Source organism: Enterobacter cloacae complex sp. P27C (genome assembly GCF_014895705.1).
Lineage (GTDB): Bacteria > Pseudomonadota > Gammaproteobacteria > Enterobacterales > Enterobacteriaceae > Enterobacter > Enterobacter bugandensis.
The window spans coordinates 186203-210151 of the sequence record NZ_JADBQB010000006.1 but is presented as its reverse complement, the minus strand read 5'-3'; the positions used below and the strand labels follow the sequence as shown (position 1 = coordinate 210151).

Annotated in this window: 17 protein-coding genes and 1 tRNA gene; 8 read left to right on the top strand and 10 right to left on the bottom strand. The window is 56.6% G+C overall.

What is annotated here, in order from left to right; translation table 11 throughout:
* Positions 1–25 precede the first annotated feature (25 nt).
* From ppnN to xni, 4 genes are all read left to right on the top strand, one after another.
* Positions 26–1390, top strand: coding sequence for a nucleotide 5'-monophosphate nucleosidase PpnN (gene ppnN / locus IM291_RS14255; protein WP_023309027.1), 1365 nt, complete (start codon positions 26–28; stop codon positions 1388–1390).
* Positions 1391–1904: 514 nt separating this feature from the next.
* A complete protein-coding gene (locus IM291_RS14250) occupies positions 1905–3200 on the top strand; it encodes an HAAAP family serine/threonine permease (protein ID WP_028014268.1) in 1296 nt (431 codons plus the stop codon).
* A 65-nt stretch (positions 3201–3265) separates the two neighbouring features.
* Positions 3266–4633 carry an L-serine ammonia-lyase II gene (sdaB, locus tag IM291_RS14245; protein WP_028014269.1) on the top strand — a complete coding sequence of 456 codons (1368 nt, stop codon included), beginning with the start codon at positions 3266–3268 and terminating at the stop codon, positions 4631–4633.
* A gap of 112 nt (positions 4634–4745) precedes the next feature.
* A complete protein-coding gene (gene xni, locus IM291_RS14240) occupies positions 4746–5501 on the top strand; it encodes a flap endonuclease Xni (protein ID WP_028014270.1) in 756 nt (251 codons plus the stop codon).
* A 62-nt stretch (positions 5502–5563) separates the two neighbouring features.
* On the opposite strand, the gene rlmM is transcribed toward xni, so the two are convergent.
* The 4 genes from rlmM to IM291_RS14220 form a co-directional block, all read right to left on the bottom strand.
* Positions 5564–6664, bottom strand: coding sequence for a 23S rRNA (cytidine(2498)-2'-O)-methyltransferase RlmM (rlmM, locus tag IM291_RS14235; protein ID WP_028014271.1), 1101 nt, complete (start codon positions 6662–6664; stop codon positions 5564–5566).
* The gene (locus tag IM291_RS14230) at positions 6657–7052 is read right to left on the bottom strand and encodes a DUF423 domain-containing protein (protein ID WP_028014272.1); all 396 of its coding nucleotides are present in this window, start codon (positions 7050–7052) and stop codon (positions 6657–6659) included. Before IM291_RS14230 ends, rlmM begins: the two co-directional genes overlap by 8 nt.
* 39 nt (positions 7053–7091) lie before the next feature.
* Entirely contained in the window at positions 7092–8009 is a 918-nt protein-coding gene (gene gcvA, locus IM291_RS14225) for a glycine cleavage system transcriptional regulator GcvA (RefSeq protein WP_014885066.1), read from the bottom strand.
* Positions 8010–8358: 349 nt separating this feature from the next.
* A complete protein-coding gene (locus tag IM291_RS14220; protein WP_008499648.1) occupies positions 8359–8586 on the bottom strand; it encodes a YgdI/YgdR family lipoprotein in 228 nt (75 codons plus the stop codon).
* Between the two features lie 192 nt (positions 8587–8778).
* On the opposite strand from IM291_RS14220, the gene csdA reads away from it, so the two are divergent.
* Both csdA and csdE read left to right on the top strand, forming a co-directional pair.
* Positions 8779–9984, top strand: coding sequence for a cysteine desulfurase CsdA (gene csdA / locus IM291_RS14215; RefSeq protein WP_192971670.1), 1206 nt, complete (start codon positions 8779–8781; stop codon positions 9982–9984).
* Positions 9984–10430, top strand: coding sequence for a cysteine desulfurase sulfur acceptor subunit CsdE (gene csdE, locus IM291_RS14210; RefSeq protein ID WP_047364461.1), 447 nt, complete (start codon positions 9984–9986; stop codon positions 10428–10430). The genes csdA and csdE overlap by 1 nt, the downstream gene beginning before the upstream one ends.
* On the opposite strand, the gene tcdA is transcribed toward csdE, so the two are convergent.
* Positions 10421–11227: a tRNA cyclic N6-threonylcarbamoyladenosine(37) synthase TcdA gene (gene tcdA / locus IM291_RS14205; protein WP_006811804.1), complete on the bottom strand. Its 807-nt coding sequence runs from the start codon at positions 11225–11227 to the stop codon at positions 10421–10423. The genes csdE and tcdA overlap by 10 nt on opposite strands.
* A 75-nt stretch (positions 11228–11302) precedes the next feature.
* Positions 11303–12400: a murein transglycosylase A gene (mltA, locus tag IM291_RS14200; protein WP_045261324.1), complete on the bottom strand. Its 1098-nt coding sequence runs from the start codon at positions 12398–12400 to the stop codon at positions 11303–11305.
* A gap of 209 nt (positions 12401–12609) precedes the next feature.
* Between mltA and IM291_RS14195 the strand changes: the two genes are divergently transcribed.
* Positions 12610–12686 (top strand) — tRNA-Met (locus IM291_RS14195).
* An 88-nt stretch (positions 12687–12774) separates the two neighbouring features.
* On the opposite strand, the gene amiC is transcribed toward IM291_RS14195, so the two are convergent.
* A complete protein-coding gene (gene amiC / locus IM291_RS14190; protein WP_014885071.1) occupies positions 12775–14028 on the bottom strand; it encodes an N-acetylmuramoyl-L-alanine amidase AmiC in 1254 nt (417 codons plus the stop codon).
* 226 nt (positions 14029–14254) lie between these two features.
* Here amiC and argA point away from each other — a divergent pair, with 226 nt between their 5' ends.
* A complete protein-coding gene (argA, locus tag IM291_RS14185) occupies positions 14255–15586 on the top strand; it encodes an amino-acid N-acetyltransferase (RefSeq protein ID WP_014885072.1) in 1332 nt (443 codons plus the stop codon).
* 21 nt (positions 15587–15607) lie between these two features.
* On the opposite strand, the gene recD is transcribed toward argA, so the two are convergent.
* Genes recD through ptrA form a run of 3 tightly spaced genes read right to left on the bottom strand, consistent with a single transcriptional unit; the run spans position 15608 to position 23846 of the window.
* Positions 15608–17428, bottom strand: a complete 1821-nt coding sequence (recD, locus tag IM291_RS14180; protein ID WP_192987133.1) for an exodeoxyribonuclease V subunit alpha — start codon at positions 17426–17428, stop codon at positions 15608–15610.
* Positions 17425–20967 carry an exodeoxyribonuclease V subunit beta gene (gene recB, locus IM291_RS14175; protein WP_192987132.1) on the bottom strand — a complete coding sequence of 1181 codons (3543 nt, stop codon included), beginning with the start codon at positions 20965–20967 and terminating at the stop codon, positions 17425–17427. The genes recD and recB overlap by 4 nt, the downstream gene beginning before the upstream one ends.
* Entirely contained in the window at positions 20964–23846 is a 2883-nt protein-coding gene (gene ptrA / locus IM291_RS14170) for a pitrilysin (protein ID WP_048999252.1), read from the bottom strand. Before ptrA ends, recB begins: the two co-directional genes overlap by 4 nt.
* Between the last annotated feature and the right edge of the window lie 103 nt (positions 23847–23949).

Below are 23949 nucleotides of genomic sequence, written 5' to 3'. Positions count from 1 at the left end.
GATAATCGTCCCATAAGGAGCTCACTTGATTACACATATTAGCCCGCTTGGCTCAATGGATATGTTGTCGCAGCTGGAAGTGGACATGCTTAAACGCACGGCCAGCAGCGATCTTTATCAACTGTTTCGTAACTGTTCACTTGCCGTACTGAACTCCGGAAGCCTGACAGATAACAGTAAAGAACTGCTGTCCCGCTTCGAAAGCTTTGATATTAACGTGCTGCGCCGCGAGCGTGGCGTGAAACTGGAAGTGATCAACCCGCCGGAAGAGGCCTTTGTCGACGGACGTATCATTCGTTCTCTTCAGGCCAACCTGTTTGCCGTCCTGCGCGACATCCTGTTTGTTAACGGGCAGATTCACAACGCGGGCCGCTTCCAGCATCTCGACCTGGAAAGCTCCGTTCATATCACCAACCTGGTGTTCTCTATTCTGCGCAACGCCCGCGCCCTGCACGTTGGCGAAGCACCAAACATGGTCGTCTGCTGGGGCGGCCACTCGATTAACGAAACCGAATATCTCTATGCCCGTCGGGTCGGAACACAGCTTGGCCTGCGCGAGCTGAATATCTGTACCGGCTGTGGTCCGGGTGCAATGGAAGCACCAATGAAAGGTGCAGCCGTGGGTCATGCGCAGCAGCGTTACAAAGAGGGGCGGTTTATCGGCATGACCGAGCCGTCAATCATCGCCGCTGAGCCGCCTAACCCGCTGGTCAATGAGCTGATTATCATGCCGGATATCGAGAAGCGTCTTGAGGCGTTTGTTCGTATCGCTCACGGGATTATCATCTTCCCGGGCGGCGTGGGAACGGCGGAAGAGCTGCTCTATCTGCTGGGGATTCTGATGAACCCGGCCAACAAAGATCAGGTACTGCCACTGATCCTGACCGGTCCGAAAGAGAGCGCCGACTACTTCCGCGTGCTGGACGAGTTTATCGTGCATACGCTGGGAGAAGCCGCGCGTCGTCACTATCGCATCATCATTGATGACGCGGCGGAAGTGGCGCGCCAGATGAAAAAAGCGATGCCGCTGGTGAAAGAGAATCGTCGTGATACCGGTGATGCGTACAGCTTTAACTGGTCAATCCGTATTGCGCCTGACCTGCAGATCCCGTTCGAGCCGACCCATGAAAATATGGCGAACCTGAAACTCTACCCGGACCAGCCGGTGGAAGTGCTGGCCGCCGACCTGCGTCGCGCCTTCTCCGGGATTGTGGCGGGCAACGTGAAGGAGATGGGCATCCGCGCGATTGAGCAGTATGGTCCGTACAAGATCCACGGCGACCCGGAGATGATGCGCCGTATGGACGACATGCTTCAGGGCTTTGTGGCTCAACACCGCATGAAGTTGCCGGGTTCAGCCTACATTCCGTGCTACGAAATCTGCACGTAACGCTCAGTTTCTTCTTCTCAAAGCCGGGGCACCCTGTAGCGGGTCCCGGCTTTTTTATTAGCGAATCAATTCATAGGCCTCACTTATAACTTAAACAAACTTACGGCGAACGCAATCGATTACCTCCATTTAACAACCGTAATTTATCAGCCTTAAACTAAATTACCCGCAAGAAAATCCTAAAAACCCATATCTTTACAGCGGAAGACACCTATATTGCGGGCCGCTCTTTTAGCCCACATGTCGTTGGTGGTAGCCTTCGCGCCCGTAAATTCTATTTGACGTTTTTTTAACAGATAAATGGTCTAAAGATGCCCACATCATAAGTGGATTATTGCATTTGGGATCGCGATCACTGATAGATTCATAACGAGAATGTATCTTTCCGCCCGCCAATAGTTACGGGCGAAAATTATTAAAAAACCGTCACTGAACGAATTTCATATTACCGTCAGGCACTTTTTCATCGGATTTGACTAAAAACCTGACAATTTGCTTCCTCCAGGAGATACAGATGGAAACCACTCAAACCAGCACCGTTGCTTCGATTGAATCCCGAAGTGGTTGGCGCAAAACGGATACCATGTGGATGCTGGGCCTTTACGGCACGGCAATCGGCGCTGGTGTACTGTTCCTTCCTATCAACGCAGGCGTCGGCGGTCTGATTCCGCTGATCATCATGGCCATCATCGCCTTCCCGATGACCTACTTCGCACACCGCGGTCTGACCCGCTTCGTGCTGTCCGGTAAAAACCCGGGCGAAGACATCACCGAAGTGGTTGAAGAACATTTCGGCGTTGGCGCAGGTAAACTGATTACCCTGCTCTACTTCTTCGCGATTTACCCAATCCTGCTCGTCTACAGCGTGGCGATCACCAACACCGTTGAAAGCTTCATGACGCACCAGCTGCACATGACGCCGCCACCGCGTGCCATTCTGTCTCTGATCCTGATCGTCGGCATGATGACCATCGTGCGCTTCGGCGAGCAGATGATTGTTAAGGCCATGAGCGTGCTGGTCTTCCCGTTTGTGGCTGCGCTGATGCTGCTGGCCTGCTACCTGATCCCACAGTGGAACGGTGCAGCGCTGGAAACCCTGTCCCTGAGCAGCGCGTCTGCGACCGGTAACGGCCTGCTGATGACCCTGTGGCTGGCGATCCCGGTAATGGTCTTCTCCTTCAACCACTCCCCAATCATCTCCTCTTTCGCCGTGGCGAAACGCGAAGAGTACGGTAATGGTGCAGAGAAGAAGTGCTCCAGCATCCTGGCCCGCGCTCACGTGATGATGGTGCTGACCGTGATGTTCTTCGTCTTCAGCTGCGTACTGAGCCTCTCCCCGGCGGACCTGGCGGCAGCGAAAGAACAGAACATCTCTATTCTGTCTTACCTGGCGAACCACTTTAACGCACCGCTGATTGCGTGGATGGCACCGATCATCGCGATGATCGCCATCACCAAATCCTTCCTGGGCCACTACCTGGGCGCGCGTGAAGGCTTCAACGGTATGGTGATTAAATCTCTGCGCGGTAAAGGCAAGAGCATTGAAATCAACAAGCTGAACAAAATCACTGCACTGTTCATGCTGCTCACCACCTGGGCGGTAGCGACCCTGAACCCAAGCATCCTGGGCATGATTGAAACCCTGGGTGGCCCGGTTATCGCGATGATTCTGTTCCTGATGCCGATGTACGCTATTCAGAAAGTGCCTGCCATGCGCAAGTACAGCGGCCAGGTCAGCAACGTGTTTGTGGTTATCATGGGCCTTATCGCTATCTCTGCGATCTTCTACTCCCTGTACACCATGTTCTGATGAACGCCCGCGCCGCCTTCGGGCGGCGCACTCCTCCCCCTCTGACTGAAAGCAATGGACGCATCATGATTAGCGTATTCGATATTTTCAAAATCGGTATTGGTCCTTCCAGCTCTCACACCGTCGGACCAATGAAAGCCGGTAAGCAGTTCACGGATGACTTGATTGCACGCGGCATTCTGCACGACATCACCCGCGTGGTTGTCGATGTGTACGGCTCGCTTTCCCTGACCGGGAAAGGCCACCATACCGATATCGCCATTATCATGGGTCTGGCGGGAAATCTGCCGGATACCGTTGATATTGACGCGATCCCTGGCTTCATCCAGGACGTGAACACCCACGGTCGTTTGCTGCTGGCAAACGGTGAGCATGAGGTTGAATTCCCGGTTGACCACTGCATGAATTTCCATGCGGACAACCTGTCGCTGCACGAAAACGGCATGCGCATTACCGCGCTGGCCGGCGACAAAGCGGTTTACAGCCAGACGTATTACTCCATCGGCGGCGGCTTTATCGTCGACGAAGACCACTTTGGTCAAACCACCACCTCTTCTGTTGAGGTGCCGTATCCGTACAAAACCGCGGCAGATCTCCAGCGCCACTGCCAGGAGACGGGGCTTTCCCTCTCCGGCCTGATGATGAAAAACGAGCTGGCCCTTCACAGCAAAGAGGAGCTGGAACAGCACTTCGCTAGCGTCTGGGAAGTGATGCGCGGCGGCATTGAGCGCGGGATCACCACCGAAGGCGTTCTGCCGGGCAAGCTTCGCGTACCGCGTCGTGCGGCGGCGCTGCGCCGTATGCTGGTAAGCACCGACAAAACGACAACGGACCCGATGGCCGTCGTCGACTGGATCAACATGTTCGCCCTGGCGGTGAACGAAGAGAACGCCGCTGGGGGCCGCGTCGTCACGGCGCCAACCAACGGTGCCTGCGGTATCGTTCCGGCCGTGCTGGCGTACTACGACAAGTTTATCCGTGAAGTGAACGCTAACTCCCTGGCACGCTACCTGCTGGTCGCCAGCGCGATTGGTTCTCTGTACAAGATGAACGCCTCCATTTCCGGTGCGGAAGTAGGCTGTCAGGGCGAAGTCGGCGTGGCATGCTCCATGGCGGCAGCGGGCCTGGCGGAACTGTTGGGCGCAAGCCCGGCGCAGGTCTGCATCGCTGCGGAAATCGGCATGGAACATAACCTGGGGCTAACCTGCGATCCGGTTGCCGGACAGGTACAGGTGCCGTGCATCGAGCGTAACGCCATCGCCTCCGTCAAAGCGGTGAACGCGGCGCGTATGGCGCTGCGCCGCACCAGTGAGCCGCGCGTCTGTCTCGATAAAGTTATCGAAACCATGTACGAAACCGGTAAAGATATGAACGCCAAATACCGCGAAACCTCTCGCGGCGGCCTGGCGATGAAGATCGTAACCTGCGATTAAGCCTCTCAGGAAGCCTCGTTTTGCGAGGCTTCTTCCTGTTTTCCCTCACGCTATTCGTTTCATCCTGCCGACAGTGATACCCTTTACCCATTAGATTTAAGGGAGAATATCTGTGGCTGTTCATTTGCTTATCGTCGACGCGCTCAATCTGATTCGCCGAATCCATGCGGTACAAGGCACGCCCTGCAAGGACACCTGCCTGCACGCGCTGGAGCAGCTTATTCGCCACAGCGAGCCGACGCACGTCGTGGCCGTGTTTGATGACGAAGCGCGCAACAGCGGCTGGCGACATCAGCGCTTGCCCGACTACAAAGCCGGACGCGCACCGATGCCGGACGATCTGCATGCCGAAATGCCCGCTCTGCGTGCCGCCTTTGAGCAGCGTGGCGTCCCCTGCTGGGGTGCACAGGGCAATGAAGCCGACGATCTCGCGGCCACCCTGGCCGTAAAAGTGGCAAGTGCCGGGCATCAGGCCACTATCGTTTCAACTGACAAAGGCTACTGCCAGCTGCTCTCCCCAACTATCCGCATTCGCGACTATTTTCAAAAACGCTGGCTGGACGCGCCGTTTATTGCCAGCGAGTTCGGCGTCTTGCCTGAGCAACTGCCGGATTATTGGGGTCTGGCAGGCATCAGCAGCTCTAAGGTTCCGGGTGTCGCCGGTATTGGACCAAAGAGCGCCGCCCAGTTGCTGACCGATTTTCAGAGTCTGGAAGGGATTTACGCCCGTCTGGATGAGGTGCCAGAAAAGTGGCGCAAGAAGCTGGAGGCGCATAAAGAGATGGCGTTTATCTGCCGCGAGGTGGCGACGCTACAGACAGATTTACAGCTGGACGGGAATTTACAGCAGTTGCGGTTAGAACGTTAAAACGTCAACACGGTTTTGTAGGCCCGGTAAGCGCAGCGCCACCGGGCAAAACAAAGCACGCACTATCGCTCGTCGCGACGTCCGCCTACAGCCGCCCACCAGCGACGGATGTGTACCGTTACCTCTTCGCGGTCGTGGTACAACTGACGCGCCTGGATCTCCACGTTAATACCGTGCTCATCCAGCTGTGCCTGAATATAGGCCAGGTTCTGGGATACCTCCTCGTAGCGCTTTTTCATCGGCAGCTTGAGGTTGAAAATGGTCTCACGGCACCAGCCGTTCACCAGCCAGGAGGCCATCAGCGCGGCCACTTTCGCCGGCTTCTCCACCATGTCGCACACCATCCACGAGATGTTGTTGCGGGTTGGGCGATAGCGGAAACCGTCTTCTCGCAGCCAGGTGACCTGCCCTGTGTCCATCAGGCTTTGCGCCATTGGACCGTTATCCACAGACGACACCCACATGTTGCGTTTCACCAGCTGATAGGTCCAGCCGCCCGGGCACGCGCCAAGGTCGACGGCATACATGCCGTTAGCCAGACGCTCGTCCCACTCATCTGCCGGGATAAAGACGTGAAACGCCTCTTCCAGCTTCAGGGTTGAACGGCTCGGCGCATCTGCCGGGAACTTCAGGCGCGGGATGCCCATAAAGAATGGCGAATTGTTATTGGTGTACGAATAGCCCGCATAGCAGCAGCCCGGTGCGATAAAGAAGATATGCACCACCGGACGCTTCGGCGTTTCGTAGTTTGTCAGTATGCCCGCGTCACGCAGCGCTGCGCGCAGCGGCACGGTGAACTTACGGCAAAACTTCATCAGCTCTTTGCTTTCGTTGGTATCGGCAACCTCAACGCGCAGGTCGCCGCCCTTCTCCACCACGCCCTGCAGCATGCCCACAATCGGCGTGATGCGATCTTCCGGCGGAAGATCTTTCAGCAACTCACCCGCGACGAACATCTGGCGGGCGAAGATCAGCGAGCTGAACGGCAGCTCGCGCGCCAGCTTATCGGCGTCTTCAGGCTGATAACATTCGAATACCACATAGCCCGCATTTTCTTTTACGCGAGCAAAGCCGAAGACTTCGCGCTTCGCCGCTTTATCGGTAATTTCCGCGGCGCACTCTTTCTCAAACCCCGGGCGACAATATAAAACAACCTTATTCATGAACAACGCCCTTGCGTTTCAGACGGATAGCTCCGATAAACATTAATACCCAACCCGCCAGGAAGCTCACGCCGCCGACAGGTGTAACAAAAGCCCACAGGCGCAAATGCGAGAGGGCCAGACAGTAAAGGCTGCCGCTAAACAGCACGGTACCCAGCGCCATAAATACGCTACTCCAGTAAAACCAGATGCTTATCCGGCGCTGCATCGCTACCGCCAGCCCAAAAATAGCCAGCGTATGAAACGCCTGGTATTCAAGGCCGGTCTGGATCCAGCCCATCTCGACGGCGCCCAAAGACTTGCTCAATACGTGCGCGCCAAAGGCGCCCAGTGCAACAAAAATAAAGCCACTCACCGCGGCAAAAATCAGCATGAATCGGCTGGTCATGTTTAAGTCCTGAATTAATGCGTGCCCGGCACACAAACGTTATTGTTCATACCTGAAGCGGAATTTTTCTTGCTCGCTTGCCGCTTTCGCCAGTATCCACTGCCGGAAGGCGGCTATTTTACCCAGTTCTGCCTGACTGTCATGACAAACCAGATAAAATGCATTCTTGCTGACCAGTACATCATTAAAAGGGCAAACCAGACGGCCTGCCTCAATTTCGGACTGCGCCATCACGTTGTTCGCCAACGCCACGCCCTGTCCGTGAATGGCAGCCTGTAGCACCATCGCACTATGGCTAAAAATGGGGCCCTGCTGCACGTTTATATGACTAAGACCTAATTGACGGGTATAAGTTTGCCAGTCGCGGCGAGAGGCATCATGTAAAAGCGTATGCTGCGCCAGGTCAGCGGGTGTTTTCAGCGCCTTGTCGCCTGTTAAAAGCAGAGGCGAACAGACCGGCAGCAGATATTCTGCGTATAATTTCTCGACACGCAAGCCCGGCCAGTTGCCGCGACCATAAAAAATGGCGACATCCACATCATCGGCCAGCTTGTCTTCCTGACGATCCACCGCCTGGATTCGAACGTCGATCCCCGGATAAGCTGAGTTAAAGCTTGAGAGTCTAGGCACCAACCACTGAATGGCAAAACTGGGCAATAAACTAACAGTCAGGGCACCTTTTGCACTGCGGGCCTGCAGCTTACGCGTGGCTTCCGTGAGCTGGGAAAAAATCTCTTTAATATCCTGAAAATAGCTCTGCCCCTCTTCGGTCAGCAGCAAGGAACGATTGCGTCGGCGGAACAGCTTAAGGCCCAGGAAATCCTCCAGGGACTTGATTTGGTGACTTACTGCGGCCTGTGTCACAAAAAGCTCATCTGCCGCACGGGTGAAGCTCAGGTGACGTGCTGCTGCATCAAAAACGCGTAATGCATTAAGGGGTGGCAATCGCTTTGACATGGTTATCTGGCTTAGATGTTAACGGAATTTAACAAACAGGAAACAACGTTTAACCTATTAGTTTTTTTTATCTGAGCCATTATAATTTGTCCGTTGAGGAACTACCAGCAAATACCTATAGTGGCGGCACTTCCTGAGCCGGAACGAAGAGCTTTTTTCGGAATGCGTGTTCTGAAGGGCTTTTGGCTTACGGTTGTGATGTTGTGTTGTTGTGTTTGCAATTGGTCTGCGATTCAGACCACGGTAGCAACGCTACCAATTTTTCACTTCCTGTACATTTACCCTGTCTGTCCATAGTGATTAATGTAGCACCGCCAATTTGCGGTGCTTTTTTTTCGCCTGCGATCGGTTAATGCTCGATCTCTTTCATCTCTTTCACGTCCGTGCGGTTGATCTGCTGCTTGTTCCCGTTAGCATCTTTGTACGAAATCATCCCGGTATCGTTATCGGTAGTCGGTTTCCCTTCCGAAACGATAGAACGACCATCGTTTGTGTGCATCACGTAGTTGTTACCAGAACAGGCGCTCAGGGCAAAAGTAAACGCACAGGCAGAAATGATTGCAGCTGTCTTATTCATGATTATTCTCCTTTAGCAATTAATGCTATTCAAACCTCGATTTATAACAGGCTAAAACATCCGCCTAACACTATTTAGCATAACCTGCTTTTTCGAGGTCGCCAGGATAAGCAGACAAATCTGATAGATATCAACTTCCTTGCCCTGCCGCTGAAATTGCGCGACGATCTCTCTATCGACACGAGGAATTCCATGAACGCTTTCAGTCCTGCGCAGTTTCGCGCACAGTTTCCGGCGCTGGCCGATGCCGGTATTTATCTTGATAGCGCCGCCACGGCCCTGAAGCCCCAGGCGGTGATCGAGGCCACGCAGCAGTTCTACAGCCTGAGCGCCGGCAACGTACATCGCAGCCAGTTTGCCGAAGCGCAGCGCCTGACCGCGCGCTATGAAGCCGCACGCGATCAGGTTGCACGCCTGATCAATGCCGAAAGCGGGAAAAATATCGTCTGGACGCGCGGTACGACTGAAGCCATCAATATGGTGGCCCAGAGCTATGCCCGCCCGCTGCTGCAGCCAGGGGACGAAATCATTGTCAGCGAAGCAGAGCACCACGCTAACATGGTGCCGTGGCTGATGGTGGCTGAGCAAACGGGCGCGCGCGTTATTAAGCTCCCGTTGAGTGCAGACTTTCTGCCTGACGTGGCCCGTCTCCCTGAGCTGATTACCCCCCGCAGCCGTATTCTGGCGCTGGGGCAGATGTCCAACGTCACCGGCGGCTGTCCGGATCTGGCTCGCGCCATTGAGATTGCCCATGCCAGCGGCGTGGTGGTGATGGTCGACGGTGCTCAGGGCGTGGTTCATTTCCCCGCTGATGTGCAGGCGCTGGATATCGACTTCTATGCCTTCTCCGGGCACAAACTCTACGGGCCAACCGGGATTGGCGCGCTGTACGGTAAGCCAGAACTGCTGGCAAAAATGACGCCGTGGCTCGGCGGCGGCAAAATGATTACCGAGGTGACCTTCGACGGTTTTAAAACGCAGGAGGTGCCTTACCGTCTGGAAGCGGGCACGCCGAACGTGGCCGGGGTCATCGGCCTCAGCGCCGCACTTGAATGGCTGGCGGAAACGGACGTGGTTCAGGCGGAAAGCTGGAGCCGAGGGCTGGCGACGCTGGCTGAGGAAGAACTGAAAAAACGCCCGGGTTTCCGCTCGTTCCGCGTTCAGGATTCCAGCCTGCTCGCCTTTGATTTTGCTGGTGTGCATCATAGCGATATGGTGACGCTGCTGGCCGGGTACGGCATTGCCCTGCGCGCCGGACAGCACTGCGCCCAGCCGCTGCTGGCGGCGCTCGGCGTAAGCGGTACGCTGCGCGCCTCGTTTGCGCCGTATAATACCCAAAGCGATGTCGACGCGCTGGTTAGCGCCGTTGACCGCGCCCTTGAAATACTGGTGGATTAATGACTAGCGCTGCTTTAGCCGGACATCCGTTTGGCACGGTCATCACTGAAGAGACCTTAAAACAGACCTTCGCCCCGCTCCAGCAGTGGGAAGATAAATATCGTCAGCTGATCCTGCTGGGTAAACAGCTCCCAGCTCTTTCCGACGATCTTAAAGCGCAGGCGAAAGAGATTGCGGGCTGTGAAAACCGCGTCTGGCTGGGCGTGAGCGTCTCCGGCGAGAAGCTGCATTTCTTCGGCGACAGCGAAGGGCGCATCGTCCGGGGCCTGCTGGCGGTCCTGTTAACCGCCATTGAGGGGAAAAGCGCGGCGGAATTGTTAACGCACTCGCCGCTGGCGCTGTTCGACGAGCTGGGGCTGCGCGCGCAGCTTAGCGCCTCGCGCGGTCAGGGCCTGATCGCGCTCAGCGACGCGGTGCTGGACGCCGCACGTCAGGCTCAGGCCTGACGTTCCGCCTTCGCCATCATCTTCTTCAGGGCGTGAGAGACCGCCACAAAGCCAAAAGAGGCGGTTACCATGGTGGCCGCCCCAAAGCCTGACGCGCAGTCCATGCGTTTTGGCCCTTCCGCCGTGCTTTTCATCGCACAAACTGAACCATCCGCCTGCGGGTAGACCAGCGCTTCGGTGGAGAACACGCAGTCGACGCCCAGCTTGCCCTTGCTGTTCTTCACCACATTGAAGTCGCTCTTCAGGCGTTCACGCAGCTTGGCAGCCAGCGGATCCTGAATGGTTTTCGCCAGATCGGCCACCTGGATCTGCGTGGGATCGATTTGCCCGCCCGCGCCGCCGGTCGTGACCAGCGGCACCTTGTAACGACGGCAGTATGCGATCAGCGCCGCTTTAGGCCGCACGCTGTCGATGGCGTCAATCACATAGCTGTAGCCTTTGCTCATGTACTCCGCGACGTTATCTGCCGTCACAAAGTCGTCGATCACCGTCACCCGACACTCCGGATTGATGAGGCGAATGCGCTCCGCCATCACCTCGGACTTCGCCAGACCGACGTTATCACGCAGGGCGTGGATCTGACGGTTAGTGTTGGTCACACAAACGTCATCCATATCAATCAGCGTGATTGCGCCAATCCCGGTTCTCGCCAGCGCTTCCGCCGCCCAGGAGCCGACACCGCCAATGCCCACGACGCAGACGTGCGCATCCGCAAACAGCTGCAGGGCTTTTTCACCATAGAGACGTGCCGTGCCGCCAAAACGCTGGCGCCAGGCATCGCTGATTACCACAGACATAAAACCTCAGATGTAAAAAGGGTGAGGTTTTCCTCACCCTGAACAGTAATCCGTATTGCGCTCAGAATACCACAATCAGCCGCTGAATACGTTTCCGGTGCCCGGCGCGGCCTTAAGCACCCATACGCGTCCGTAGTGGTTATACCAGCCTGCACGGTGACCAGCATCCGGGCCAATGCCCTGATAGATATCAAAGTGCTGTCCCTTAATCGCTCCGCCCACATCCAGGGCTACCATCAGACGCAGCTCATATTTGCCGTTGAACTTGCCGTTGTTGTCGAGCAGAGGGACTTCCGCCAGCAGCGTGGTACCCGCAGGAATGATAGAACGATCCGATGCCACCGACGCGCGGCCAATCAGCGGCACGGCGCTGGCCCCTTTCACCGGGGCGAAGTTTTGCGGCTTGAAGAAGACGAACGATGGGTTCTGCTCCAGCAGCTCGCGCACCTCGGCTTCACTGTGCTTTTCGCCCCACTCGCGGATCGCCTGCATCGACATATCTTCTTTTTTCACTTCGCCGCGGTCAATCAGCACCTTACCGATGCTGCGGTAGGCATGGCCGTTTTTCCCGGCATAGCTGAAGAAGTTGAGCGGTGAACCGTCGCCAAAATCAATGTAGCCGCTGCCCTGCACGTCCATGATGAAATTATCCATCAGGGAGTTGCTGTAGGCCAGGACGTAGTTTTCGCTCAGCGCACCGGCGTAGATTTCGGCGCGGGACGGCAGACGGCCGCGTTTTGGCGGCATACGGTAGATAGGGTACTGGAACTCGCCCTGGCGCGTGTGTCGCGCCTGAACCACGGGCGTGTAATAGCCGGTGAACTGGACGTTGCCGTAGTTATCCGCCCCTTCCATTTGCCAGGCATCAATACCAAACTGGCGCATGTTGCGCGTATCGCCGCCCGCCTTCAGCCAGTCCTGTACCGCGCTATAAACATTGTTCTGTGCGCTATACAGACGCGGCGACGCGTTGCGGATCTGGTAGACCTGCTCGGAGAAATCACCGGCGTTGATCGGCGCGCCAACGGCGTCAGGCTGATTAACTAAAGAGAAAGGCTGGGATAACTTCCCGTCTTTATACTGCTGACCGCGATCGGTCGGTTTGGAAGAACAGGCCGCAAGAATCGCTACCATTGCGCCCGCCATCAGATACTTCGCCCAACGTCCTTTCATTATATCTCGTCTTTAAGTTGCCCATTTCCGCGTGATGAAGATAACAAACCGACAAAGCGAATGAAATGCGATCGCATGCCCTTTGGCAAATTCAGAGCAAAAAATAGTCTAAATGTCGCAATGCCGTTCACTTTACATACAAAGTTAATGATTTATGTGAAAAAGGGGTTGCATCACAAACCTATCCGAGTATAGTGCGCTTCCACGGACGCGGGGTGGAGCAGCCTGGTAGCTCGTCGGGCTCATAACCCGAAGGTCGTCGGTTCAAATCCGGCCCCCGCAACCAACACTTCTAAAAACAATAAACACCCTTAAGGGTGTTTTTTTGTATCTGCCGTTTGTGAATTTGCCGGGCATTTCACCCGGCTAAAAACCTACCCGCGCCGCGCCAGCGTCGCCCCGTCAGAGAAATACGCCCGTATCCCCGCCAGAATCGACTCCGCCACCTCCTGCTGGAACTTTGCCGTCTTGAGCTTACGCTCTTCTTCAACGTTACTGATAAACGCGGTTTCTACAAGAATGGACGGGATATCCGGTGCCTTCAGCACCGCAAACCCGGCCTGCTCAACGCTGTTTTTGTGCAGCTTATTGATGTTCCCCAGCTTGCCCAGCACCGCTTTACCAAACTTCAGGCTGTCGTTAATAGTCAGGGACTGCACCATGTCGAACATGGTGTGGTCGACGTAGCGGTCGCCACTTTTGCTCACGCCACCGATCAGGTCCGAGGCGTTCTGGGTGTCCGCAAGGTATCGCGCCGCGGTACTGGTCGCGCCCTTGGTTGAGAGCGCAAACACCGACGAGCCGCTCGGCTGGCGGCTGGTAAAGGCATCCGCATGGATCGAGACGAACAGATCGGCACGCTGCTTCTGCGCTTTCGCCACCCTCACCTTCAGCGGAATAAAGACATCCTCATTGCGCGTCATGTAGGCGCGCATATTGCCCTCTTTATCAATTAACGCCTTCAGACGACGGGCAATTTGCAGCACCACATCTTTTTCACGCGTATGGTATTTCCCCACCGCACCGGAGTCTTCGCCGCCGTGGCCGGGATCGAGCATGATCACAATCGGACGATCGCGCCCTGCTTTCCCCGGCTGCGGGCCGCTTTGCGCAGGCGGCACCTGACGCTGAAGATCGCCTTTGTTGTAATCCTCCAGCAGGGCGAGAAGCGGATCCTGAATATCCGTCGCATTCGCCGGGTAAAGATCCATCACCAGACGCTCTTTAAACGTCGCGACGGGCGCCAGGGCGAACAGCTGCGGCTTAACGTTCTGCTTAAGCTCAAACACCATGCGCACGGTTTGCGGATCAAACTGCCCGACGCGCGCCGATTTAATAAACGGATCGTCACCGCGGATCTGCGCCGCCATGCCTTTCAGCACGGAGTTGAGGTTCACCCCTTCGAGATCCACCACCACGCGTTCAGGGTTGCTGAGGGCAAATTGCTTATATTTCAGCACGCGATTGGATTCAACCGTCACGCGCGTATAGGTCGACGACGGCCAGACGCGCACCGCCACCACCTGACTCGTGGCGGCAAGACCGACCTGGCTGACGCTAAGCAACCACATTGCCCCGGCCCCTTTTAACAAACGGCGGCGGCTTATTGCTGAATTGGATCCCGACATGCTTCTCCCGAGCAAGAAAACAAACTGATATACATAAGTGCAGATTGACCGAAAACTTTAACGAATGACGCATAAACTGTCATCTATAAAAGGGTAAACAATCATACGTTAACGCACGGATTACTTATTAATTTCTGTAGGTCGCAGAAAATTTGCACTTGCACACGCGCCCACAATCGAATAAAAATACATAAATTACGAATAAACATTCATTAAGGGTTGTGCCATGGTGAAGGAACGTAGAACCGAACTGGTCCAGGGATTCCGCCATTCTGTTCCCTATATCAACGCCCACCGGGGAAAAACGTTTGTCATCATGCTGGGCGGCGAAGCCATTGAGCATGAAAATTTTTCTAGCATCGTCAATGACATTGGCCTGCTGCACAGCCTCGGGATCCGCCTGGTGGTGGTCTATGGCGCGCGCCCGCAGATCGACGCCAACCTGGCCGCTCACCACCACGAGCCGATTTACCACAAACATACCCGCGTCACGGATGCCAAAACCCTGGAGCTGGTGAAGCAGGCGGCGGGTCTGCTGCAGTTGGATATCACCGCTCGCCTGTCGATGAGCCTGAACAACACGCCGCTACAGGGCGCGCATATCAACGTCGTGAGCGGCAACTTTATCATTGCCCAGCCGCTCGGCGTGGACGATGGCGTGGATTACTGCCACAGCGGCCGCATTCGTCGTATTGATGAAGAGGCCATTCACCGTCAGCTCGACAGCGGTGCCATTGTCCTGATGGGGCCGGTGGCGGTTTCCGTAACCGGTGAAAGCTTTAACCTGACGTCCGAAGAGATTGCCACCCAGCTGGCGATCAAGCTGAAGGCGGAAAAAATGATTGGGTTTTGCTCCTCCCAGGGCGTCGTAAACGATGAAGGGGTGATTGTGCCGGAACTCTTCCCGAATGAAGCGCAGGCCCGCGTTGAAGCGCTGGAAGCCGAAGGGGATTACCACTCCGGCACCGTCCGCTTCCTGCGTGGCGCCGTGAAGGCCTGCCGCAGCGGCGTGCGCCGTAGTCACCTGATCAGCTATCAGGAAGACGGAGCTCTGCTGCAGGAGCTGTTCTCCCGCGACGGTATTGGCACCCAGATTGTGATGGAAAGTGCGGAGCAGATTCGCCGCGCGACCATCAACGATATCGGCGGCATTCTGGAGCTGATCCGTCCGCTGGAACAGCAGGGTATTCTGGTTCGTCGCTCCCGCGAGCAGCTGGAGATGGAGATCGACAAATTCACCATTATCCAGCGCGATAACCTGACCATTGCCTGCGCCGCCCTCTATCCGTTCCCGGAAGAGAAAATCGGAGAAATGGCCTGCGTGGCGGTGCACCCGGATTACCGCAGCTCTTCACGCGGCGAAATGCTGCTTGAGCGCGTGGCGGCACAGGCGCGTCAGATGGGGCTGAGCAAGCTTTTCGTCCTGACGACGCGCAGCATTCACTGGTTCCAGGAGCGCGGGTTCACGCCGGTGGATATTGATTCTCTGCCGGAAACGAAGAAAGAGATGTACAACTATCAGCGCCGTTCGAAAGTGCTGATGGCCGACCTGGGGTAATCCTTTCTTTGCCGGCATCGTTCAGAGGGAGTCAAATATCGCGCTCAGCCCGCTTCGGCGTTCCGTGCGGGTGGCAATCGCCTGTACCAGCACCCGTTCATCGGTATACAGCGACAGGCGCTGACGCGCGCGCGTAATGGCGGTATAGATCAGCTCGCGGGTAACGACGGGGGAAAGCTGTGTGGGCAGGATAAGTGCCGCATGGTTAAACTCAGAACCCTGGGATTTATGCACCGTCATCGCCCAGGCAGTTTCATGCTCGGGCAAACGGCTCGGCTGGAAGGACTTCACGCTACCGTCCGGCATCTGGAACCAGACGCGGAGCCCCTGCCCGCGATCGAGCGCAATCCCGATATCCCCGTTAAACAACCCCAGCGCGCTGTCGTTGCGGGAGATCATCACCGGCCGGCCTTCATACCAGCGCGAGTGCGGAGTACGGTTGATTTTACGCTTTTGCGCCAGCAGCTGTTCCAGCCTGTCGTTCAGGCCGCTGACGCCAAAGGGCCCTTCCCTCAACGCGCAGAGCAGCTGGTATTCGCCAAACGCGGCAATGACCTGCTCCGGCGTGCTTTGCTGCTGTACGCCCGTCAGAAAATGTTGATACCCCAGCAGGGCGTCATCCAGCATCGCCTGATACTCTTCCCCGGTTTGCAGCGATTTTTTCTCAATATCGGTAAAGGTACCGTCAAATACCGCACAGGTAGCGTGCCGGTCGCCCCGGTTCACCGCCGCCGCAAGCTGACCAATGCCGGAGTCGCTGCCAAAACGGTAGCTTTTTTGCAGCAGACACAGGCTGTCGCGCAGCGCCCCCGCAAGTAAATGGTTTTCAGCCGCGAGCGAACATCCGGTCAGGCGCGCCAGCTCCTCAGCGCGTTCAGCGGTATACCCCAGGCTGGCATAGGTGCAGATATCGCCCAGCACGGCCCCGGCCTCCACGGAGGCAAGCTGATCGCGGTCGCCGAGGAAAATGACGCGCGCGTGCGGCGGCAACGCATCAATCAAACGCGACATCATCGTCAGGTCAATCATCGATGCTTCATCCACCACCAGCACGTCCAGATGCAGTGGGTTACCGGCATGGTAGCGCAGACGCTGGCTACCCGGCTGCGCGCCGAGCAAGCGGTGCAGCGTGCTGGCTTCGTTAGGGAAAAGCGCAAGCCGCTCCCCGGTAAGCGGCAGTTTTTGCAGCGCGCCGCCTAACGACTCCGTCAGACGTGCAGCCGCTTTACCGGTGGGTGCCGCCAGGCGGATACGACACTTTTGCTCACCCGATAACTCAATCAGCGCGGCAAGCAGCTTAGCCACGGTGGTCGTTTTACCGGTGCCCGGCCCGCCCGAAATCACCGATATCCGCCGCGTTAACGCCACTGCTGCCGCCACTTTCTGCCAGTCTGTCTCGTCGTCAGAGGTAAACAGCGTATCCAGCGTTTGCCGGAGCAGTGCTTCATCGCACGGGAGCGGAGTATTGGTCTCGCTGAAGAAGCGCGCCACCGTCAGTTCGTTACGCCACAGCCGGTTCAGATACAAACGTTCGCCCGTCAAAATCATTGGCGTACCGGTATCGGCGCTGCTGACGGCGGGCGAGCGGAGTAATATTTCTTGCCAGTCCACTGCCTCACCCAGAAGCGCGAAACACGCCTGTAAAGCCGGCGGCATTTTCTCATCCACCACCAGACGTGAAAGCGGCAGACAGACATGCCCTTCTCCCGCATCTTTACTCAGGATCGCCGCGGCAAGCATAACGGCAGGCTCTTCACCCGCCACCATCATGGCAAATTGTACGTCCAGGTGGCGAAGTGCACGTTGTTCAATTGCGTCCAGCAGTAGCGCCTGCATCGTCATGCTACCTCCTCCGTGCTTGCAGCAAACAGGTTATCCATCTTTTCAATCAACTCCACAGCCGGGCGGGTGCTGAAGATACCCGAACGCGGGTCGTTAGCATCCACGCCGCGCAGAAACAGGTAAATGACGCCGCCAAAATGATCTTCATAGCGATAATCGGCCATGCGATGGCGCAGGTAACGGTGCAGCGCCAGGGTGTAAAGCTGATACTGCAGATCGTAGCGATGCATTTGCATCGCTGAGGCCATCGCCTGCTGGGTATAAGCTTCGCTGTTTGCCGCCAGCCAGTTCGATTTGTAATCCAGCAGGTAGTAGCGCCCTTCGTGGCGGAAAACCAGGTCGATAAAGCCTTTCAGCATCCCCTGCACCTGGCGGAAATTCAGCGGCGGACACCCGGCGGATAACGGATCGTACTCGCGGATCAGCGCATCAAGCGCCTCGGCCCTGAGCGGGCTGGCGATGGGGAGGTAAAACTCCATCTCCACCTGCTTATCTTTGGCGGTCAACTGGCTCAGCGAGATCCCCTGCGCCGTGAGCGGCGCGTGCAGAACAGCGCGGATCCATTCAGTGAGAACCGGCTGCCACTGTGCGTCGTAGCCGCCGCTCTGTAACATCTTCAGCACCCACTCTTCTGATACCGGCTGGGTAAAATCCAGCTCTTCAAACAGGCTGTGCAAAAACGTGCCCGGCGAGGCGCCGCGCGGAAACTGATGCGGCGTGAGCGCCGGCTCGACGGGCACGCTCCCGGCCCCAGCGGCATCCACGTCCAGTTTTGGCATCAGATCCTGCGCAATACTCTGTCCGTGCTGCTGTAAACCGGAGTAACTGGTAACGCGCCAGTCGTCAGCGATTGTGCGAGCCACCTCGCGGGCATGCAGCGCTGACTCTCCCTGCTCCGGCGTCTGCCAGCGGCTGCTGTCGGGCTGGGAGGGAATATGCAGGGCAACATGCTCTGAGCAAAGTGATTCGATGCACTGGCGCAGCCCTGCGGCATCTTTAGGCTCGCCGCGCTGAATAAGCCGCCCCAGCGCGCTCAGATGAAAATCACTCTCGCCGCTCTTTTCGCCACGGCGACGGAACAGCGGCGCGACGCCCAGGGAACAGTGCCAGACCGAACGGGTCAGCGCCACATATAGCAGGCGCAGGTCTTCCGCGAGACGCTCGGCTTCGGCCAGCTCGACGCTGGACTCCGCATTGCTGAGGTCGAGTACCGCTTCGAACGACTCGCGATCGTGGTAAAAAGCCTGGTCCTGCACGCGATAATTGGCGATAAACGGCAGCCAGACCAGCGGATACTCCAGGCCTTTCGACTTGTGAATGGTGACGATCTGCACCAGATGTTTATCGCTCTCGAGGCGCATCTGCTGGCTGGAAGAATTGCTGTTAGGGTCGGCAATCTGCTGGGCCAGCCAGCGCACCAGAGCATGCTCGCTCTCCAGCTGCGTACCCGCTTCCTGGAGCAGCTCGCTGATGTGCAAAATATCGGTCAGACGGCGCTCGCCGCCCGCTGTCGCCAGCATGTTTTCCGCAATGTGACGCTGTGCCATGAGCTCGCGCACCATCGCCATCACGCCGCGCTTCTGCCATTTTTCACGGTAGCGCACAAACTCTTCTACCACAGCATCCCACGCGGATTCGTCAGTATTAAGCGCATCAATGTCACGCGCGTTCAGCCCGAGCATCGCGCTCGCTAAGGCGCTGCGGAGCGTGCTTTCACGCTCCGGGGCCAGCACAGCCTGCAGCAGCCATAGCATCTCGAGGGCTTCCAGCGTTTCAAAAACGCTGTCGCGGTTGGAGAGGTAGACGGAAGGTATATTCAGTAGCGTCAGGGCGTCGCGGATAAGCGCGGCCTCCTGACGGCTGCGCACCAGCACCGTGATATCGGATGCCTTTACCGGGGCTGGTTTATCCTCCTTCCACAGCAACGCATCGCCGCGCGCGCCTGCGCTGAGCCAGTCCCTAATTTGCGCCGCACAGTGCTGGGCCATAGCATTTTGATAGTCCGCGACGCCCCAGCCTTCCCCATCAAGTAGCCAGAAGTTCATGGCTGGCTGAGTTTCGCCATTAACCTCGAAGCGCAACGCGGTATTTTTAGGGGCGAACTTGACCGGCTGGAAAGGGATCTCCCGGAACATAAACGCCGTATCCATGCGGCTGAAGAGCGCATTGACGCTTTCCACCATGCCGGGAGAAGAGCGCCAGTTGGTGTCGAGCGTGTAGTGTGCGTCAACCTCGCTGCGGGCTTTCATGTAGGTAAAAATATCCGCACCGCGGAAGGCGTAAATGGCCTGCTTAGGATCGCCGATTAACAACAGCGCGGTGCCGGGCTGCTGGCGCCAGATACGGCGGAAAATGCGGTATTGCTGTGGGTCGGTGTCCTGAAATTCGTCAATCATCGCGACCGGAAAGCGGGTGCGAATCGCGGCGGCAAGCGCTTCGCCATTCTCACTGCACAGCGCCGCATCAAGTCGGCTCAGCATATCGTCGAACCCCAGTTCGCCCCGGCGACGCTTTTCACGCGCGACGGCGTCGCGGATCTCCGTCATGGCGCGAGTGATCATCAGATCGTTGAGCGTCAGGGGCTCCGCCAGCAGGGTTTCAATCGCCTGAAACAGGGGATGTTCAGGCACGATACCGTCGGCTTTGGTCCGCTCAACCAGGAAACGCCGGGAGAATTTCTCCAGCGCATCCGGGAGCTGGTAACCGCGCGTCTCTTCTTGCGCCCACGCGCTGATCTTCTCGATCCATTTGCCCTGGTTGCCGCGATTGAACTTACGTCGATCGATCCCGGAATTCTCGATGATCGCGTCAATCTCGCCGACTGACTCAATCCATTTTTGTTTGATGTCAGCAATTTTCGCGATGATTTTTTCATGCCGCGAGGCCAGGGTTTCATCTGCTGGCGGCGGGGATTTGATGACCGGCGCCTCACCCTGCAGATAACGATCGATGGCGCGCAGCAGTGCTTCGGGCCCCTTCCACAACGCATGTACCGCTTCCGCAATATCCCGCTGTAACGGATAGCAGTGTCGACGCCAGAAATCCGCGCAGGCCTGATAGCGAAGCACGGATTCATCTTCAATAAGCTGTTGCTCAAACAGCATGCCGGATTCAAACGCATTCAGGCTCAGCATGCGCTGGCAAAAACCGTGAATGGTGAAGACGGACGCTTCGTCCATCTGTCTTTCTGCGAGGAGCAGCCACTGGGCTGCCTGTTGCTTATCGGCAATATCTTTCAGAAGGCTCGCGTAAAGAGGGTTATCCGTGCTCTGGCGCAGACAGGCGATGCGCAGTTCGTGGATATTGGTCCGAATACGGCCGCGCAGCTCAGCGGTGGCGGCCTCGGTAAAGGTAACAACCAGCAGCTCTTCAACGCTCAAAGGACGAGGAAAAGCGGCGTTACCGCCAAGCCCTAACAGCAGGCGCAGATAGAGCGCGGCGATGGTGAAGGTTTTTCCCGTTCCCGCTGAGGCTTCAATCAATCGTTCACCCTGCAGAGGTAAACGTAAGGGATCAAGGGACTCAGCGGTATCGGTCATTCTTTCTTACTCCAGGGCATAGATTGCTGCAACGCGCTGACGCTCTTCCAGACTTTCCAGCCTTTCGGGTTCACGTAGTCCGTTTTCCCGTTCTGGCTACCGGATACCTGAGACAGGATAGTGATGCCCTGCGGCTTAATCACGGCCTGATGGAAGAAATCGGCAGCCTTCTGCGGCGTCAGCTGTTTTATCTCAGCCACTACTTTATCACGCGAATCAAATTTCAGATTACCGCGATCGAAATCTTTGCTCAGCTGCGACGCCTCTTCGCCCAGCGTCTGCGGCGGCTGCATCACCTGCGCGATGACGGCCTGCTGGATCTGAGCAAACTCTTCCGGCTTCATGGCCCGCAGTTTTGCTTCCACCTGCGGGAAGAACGCCTGATAGCGGCGCCAGAGATAGGCTGGCTGTTTGTCGCTGCTTTGCAGCAGGAAGCCCAGCCCCCATTGACGCCCCACGTTCATTGAGAAAGCAAATACCGCATAGCCAAGCTGCTCTTCTGTGCGCAGCTGGTTATAGAACCACGGCTGAATAATCTGACCCAGAACGGCGCTCTGCGCAGAGCTTGCGAATTCATCATAGCCCGTTGGCACAAACACCGCGGCCAGCGCGGAATCGGTGCTGCTCCCCGCTTTTTCAAAGATCACATTCTGTTTTTTCTCAACCAGCACGTCCTGGTTACGGCACCACTCGTCCCCTTTCGAACCGAGCTGCGTGCGAACATTTTCTGCCAGCGTTTTGGCCTGATCTTCGCTCATGTTGCCGACGATAAGAAACTCCGGGCGCGTGTTGGTTTTTAGCAAGTCACGGTAAGCCAGCACCTCTTTTAATGAGATTGATGGCAGCAAGGCACGGCGTTCTTCACGCTGGAAATAAGGTATTTGCGACAGCATTTGCGCCGGCATAAGCGCCTGATCGTAAGCTTTGCCCTTTTCTGCAGAATCCATCATCTGCGCATACCAGGATTTAGCCTGCTCAAGCTGCTCTTCCGTTGGAGTGTAGCTGAAGTAACCCTCGAGCAGTGCCTTGAAAAGCTGAGGCAGACGCTGAGTATAGCCATTTGCATTAAGCATCAAACCGTTGTTGGCATTGGTGGAGAAACTGATCCCGCCCACGGCCGCCTGGTTGCTGAGCTGATCGAGCGCGATACCGGCCAGATAGTCATTGAGCGCGAACATCACCTGATTTTTGGCGCTGTTCATCGCTTTCGGGTTACGCAGGACCACGCTGACATCGGCCTTTGGCTCGCTCGCAAAATAACGGCTTGGGGTATACACCACGCGCAGCGTCGGTTCATCAATAATGAGCTCCGGGTGCGGATAATCCTTAGTCGTTTTGATCAGCGAGAAATCATCCGGGATATAGGGGTTCAGCTCCGGCAGCTTCAACGCAATCTCACCGGCCTTCTTCTGCCAGTCGGCGAAGGTCTGGTCGCTGATTTTGTCTACCTGATAAGGGGCATCAACAAAGTATGCCGTCTTGTTATGCGGTTCGTTCGGGCTGATGTACCAGATACGGGCATTTTGCGGCGTCATCATCGCCAGGCGCGCTTTTACCGCCTCGGCATCATAACGATCGGCAATATTGACCGCGTCGAGCGTGTGCGCCACCGGCACGCGGATCATGGTATCCGCCAGCCACTCCACGTAATCCATATCGCGGGTAATGGACGGGTAACGGAAATCGAGATCCAGCACGTGCGCCAGTTCATCAAAATAGCGCTTATCGACGCCTTTCTCGCGCAGTAAAGAGAGGTAGCTAAAGATAGCCGCCACCACTTCATCACGGTTGGCCTGACCTTTGTCGGTCAGGGTGGCGGAGATCGCCAGCACGCCGCTGTTGCCGTTTACCACGGGATCGGAATCGGCGCGGATCCCTTCCACCAGCCCCTGTTTTTGCAGCCAGTCAGATAAGGTTCCCGGGGTGCGGTTACCAATCAGGTAGGTCACCAGCTCGTCGGTTTTACTGCGAAACTGGGCTGTGTTGTTATCAATGCGGAACTCAACGCGCAGCACTTTGCGGGGCATGGCAGGAACGTAGTGGATGACGATCCCTTTTTGCGCGTCCGTGACAACCGGTACGTCTATCTTCGGCAGGTCAATATTTTTATTCGGCACCCGGCCAAACGTTTGTGCCGCCAGTCCGGCAAGCTCCGGCAACGGTTTGTTGCTGTAAATAACCGCCTTCATCAGGTTGGCGGAGTAGTATTTGTCACGAAACGCATGCAGGGCGTCAATGACCGGGCTTCCCGGTTTATCGCTCAGCGTCTCCAGGTTACCGCCCGAGAAACGTGAGCCCGGATGCGCCGGGTTGATGGTCTCGGCGCTGACCTGCGCCATACGCATACCGTCCCGGGTACGGGCCATGGTCAGCTCCGCATTGACGGCATTGCGCTCGCGGTCGGCGTATTTTTTATCCAGCAGCGGCGCGGCGATAGCATCGGCAAGACGATCAACCGCCCCTGCCAGCGCGTCATTTTCGACTTCGAGATAAAAGGCCGTGCGGTACGGTGCCGTGCTGGCGTTGTGGCTGCCGCCGTGCATTTTCAGGAATTCAGAAAGGCTATCCGGCTGCGGATATTTTTTAGAGCCCATCAGCGTCATGTGTTCGAGGTAATGCGCCAGCCCCGGATGCGCCTCAGGATCTTCCAGCGATCCAACCGGCACCACTAACGCCGAGAGGGATTTCACCGCCTGCGGATCGGAAACCAGCAGCACGGTCATACCGTTATCAAGGCGGATAGCCTGATACTGACGGGTATCTTTTTCGCTCTTACGGATAGTTTCCTGAACGGGTTGCCAACCGGAGTCTGCGTGAGTGACGGGTGCCCAGAGGGCGAAAAACAAAACAAACGCTTTAAACAAGGTGCTGCCTGGCATTACGACCTCTTTATCACGGCTACATCATTAACAAACTGCGTGCTGGACACGCCAACATCTCATTCTTTGGGTACATCAGTCCGTGATAAGAAGTGCATCATAA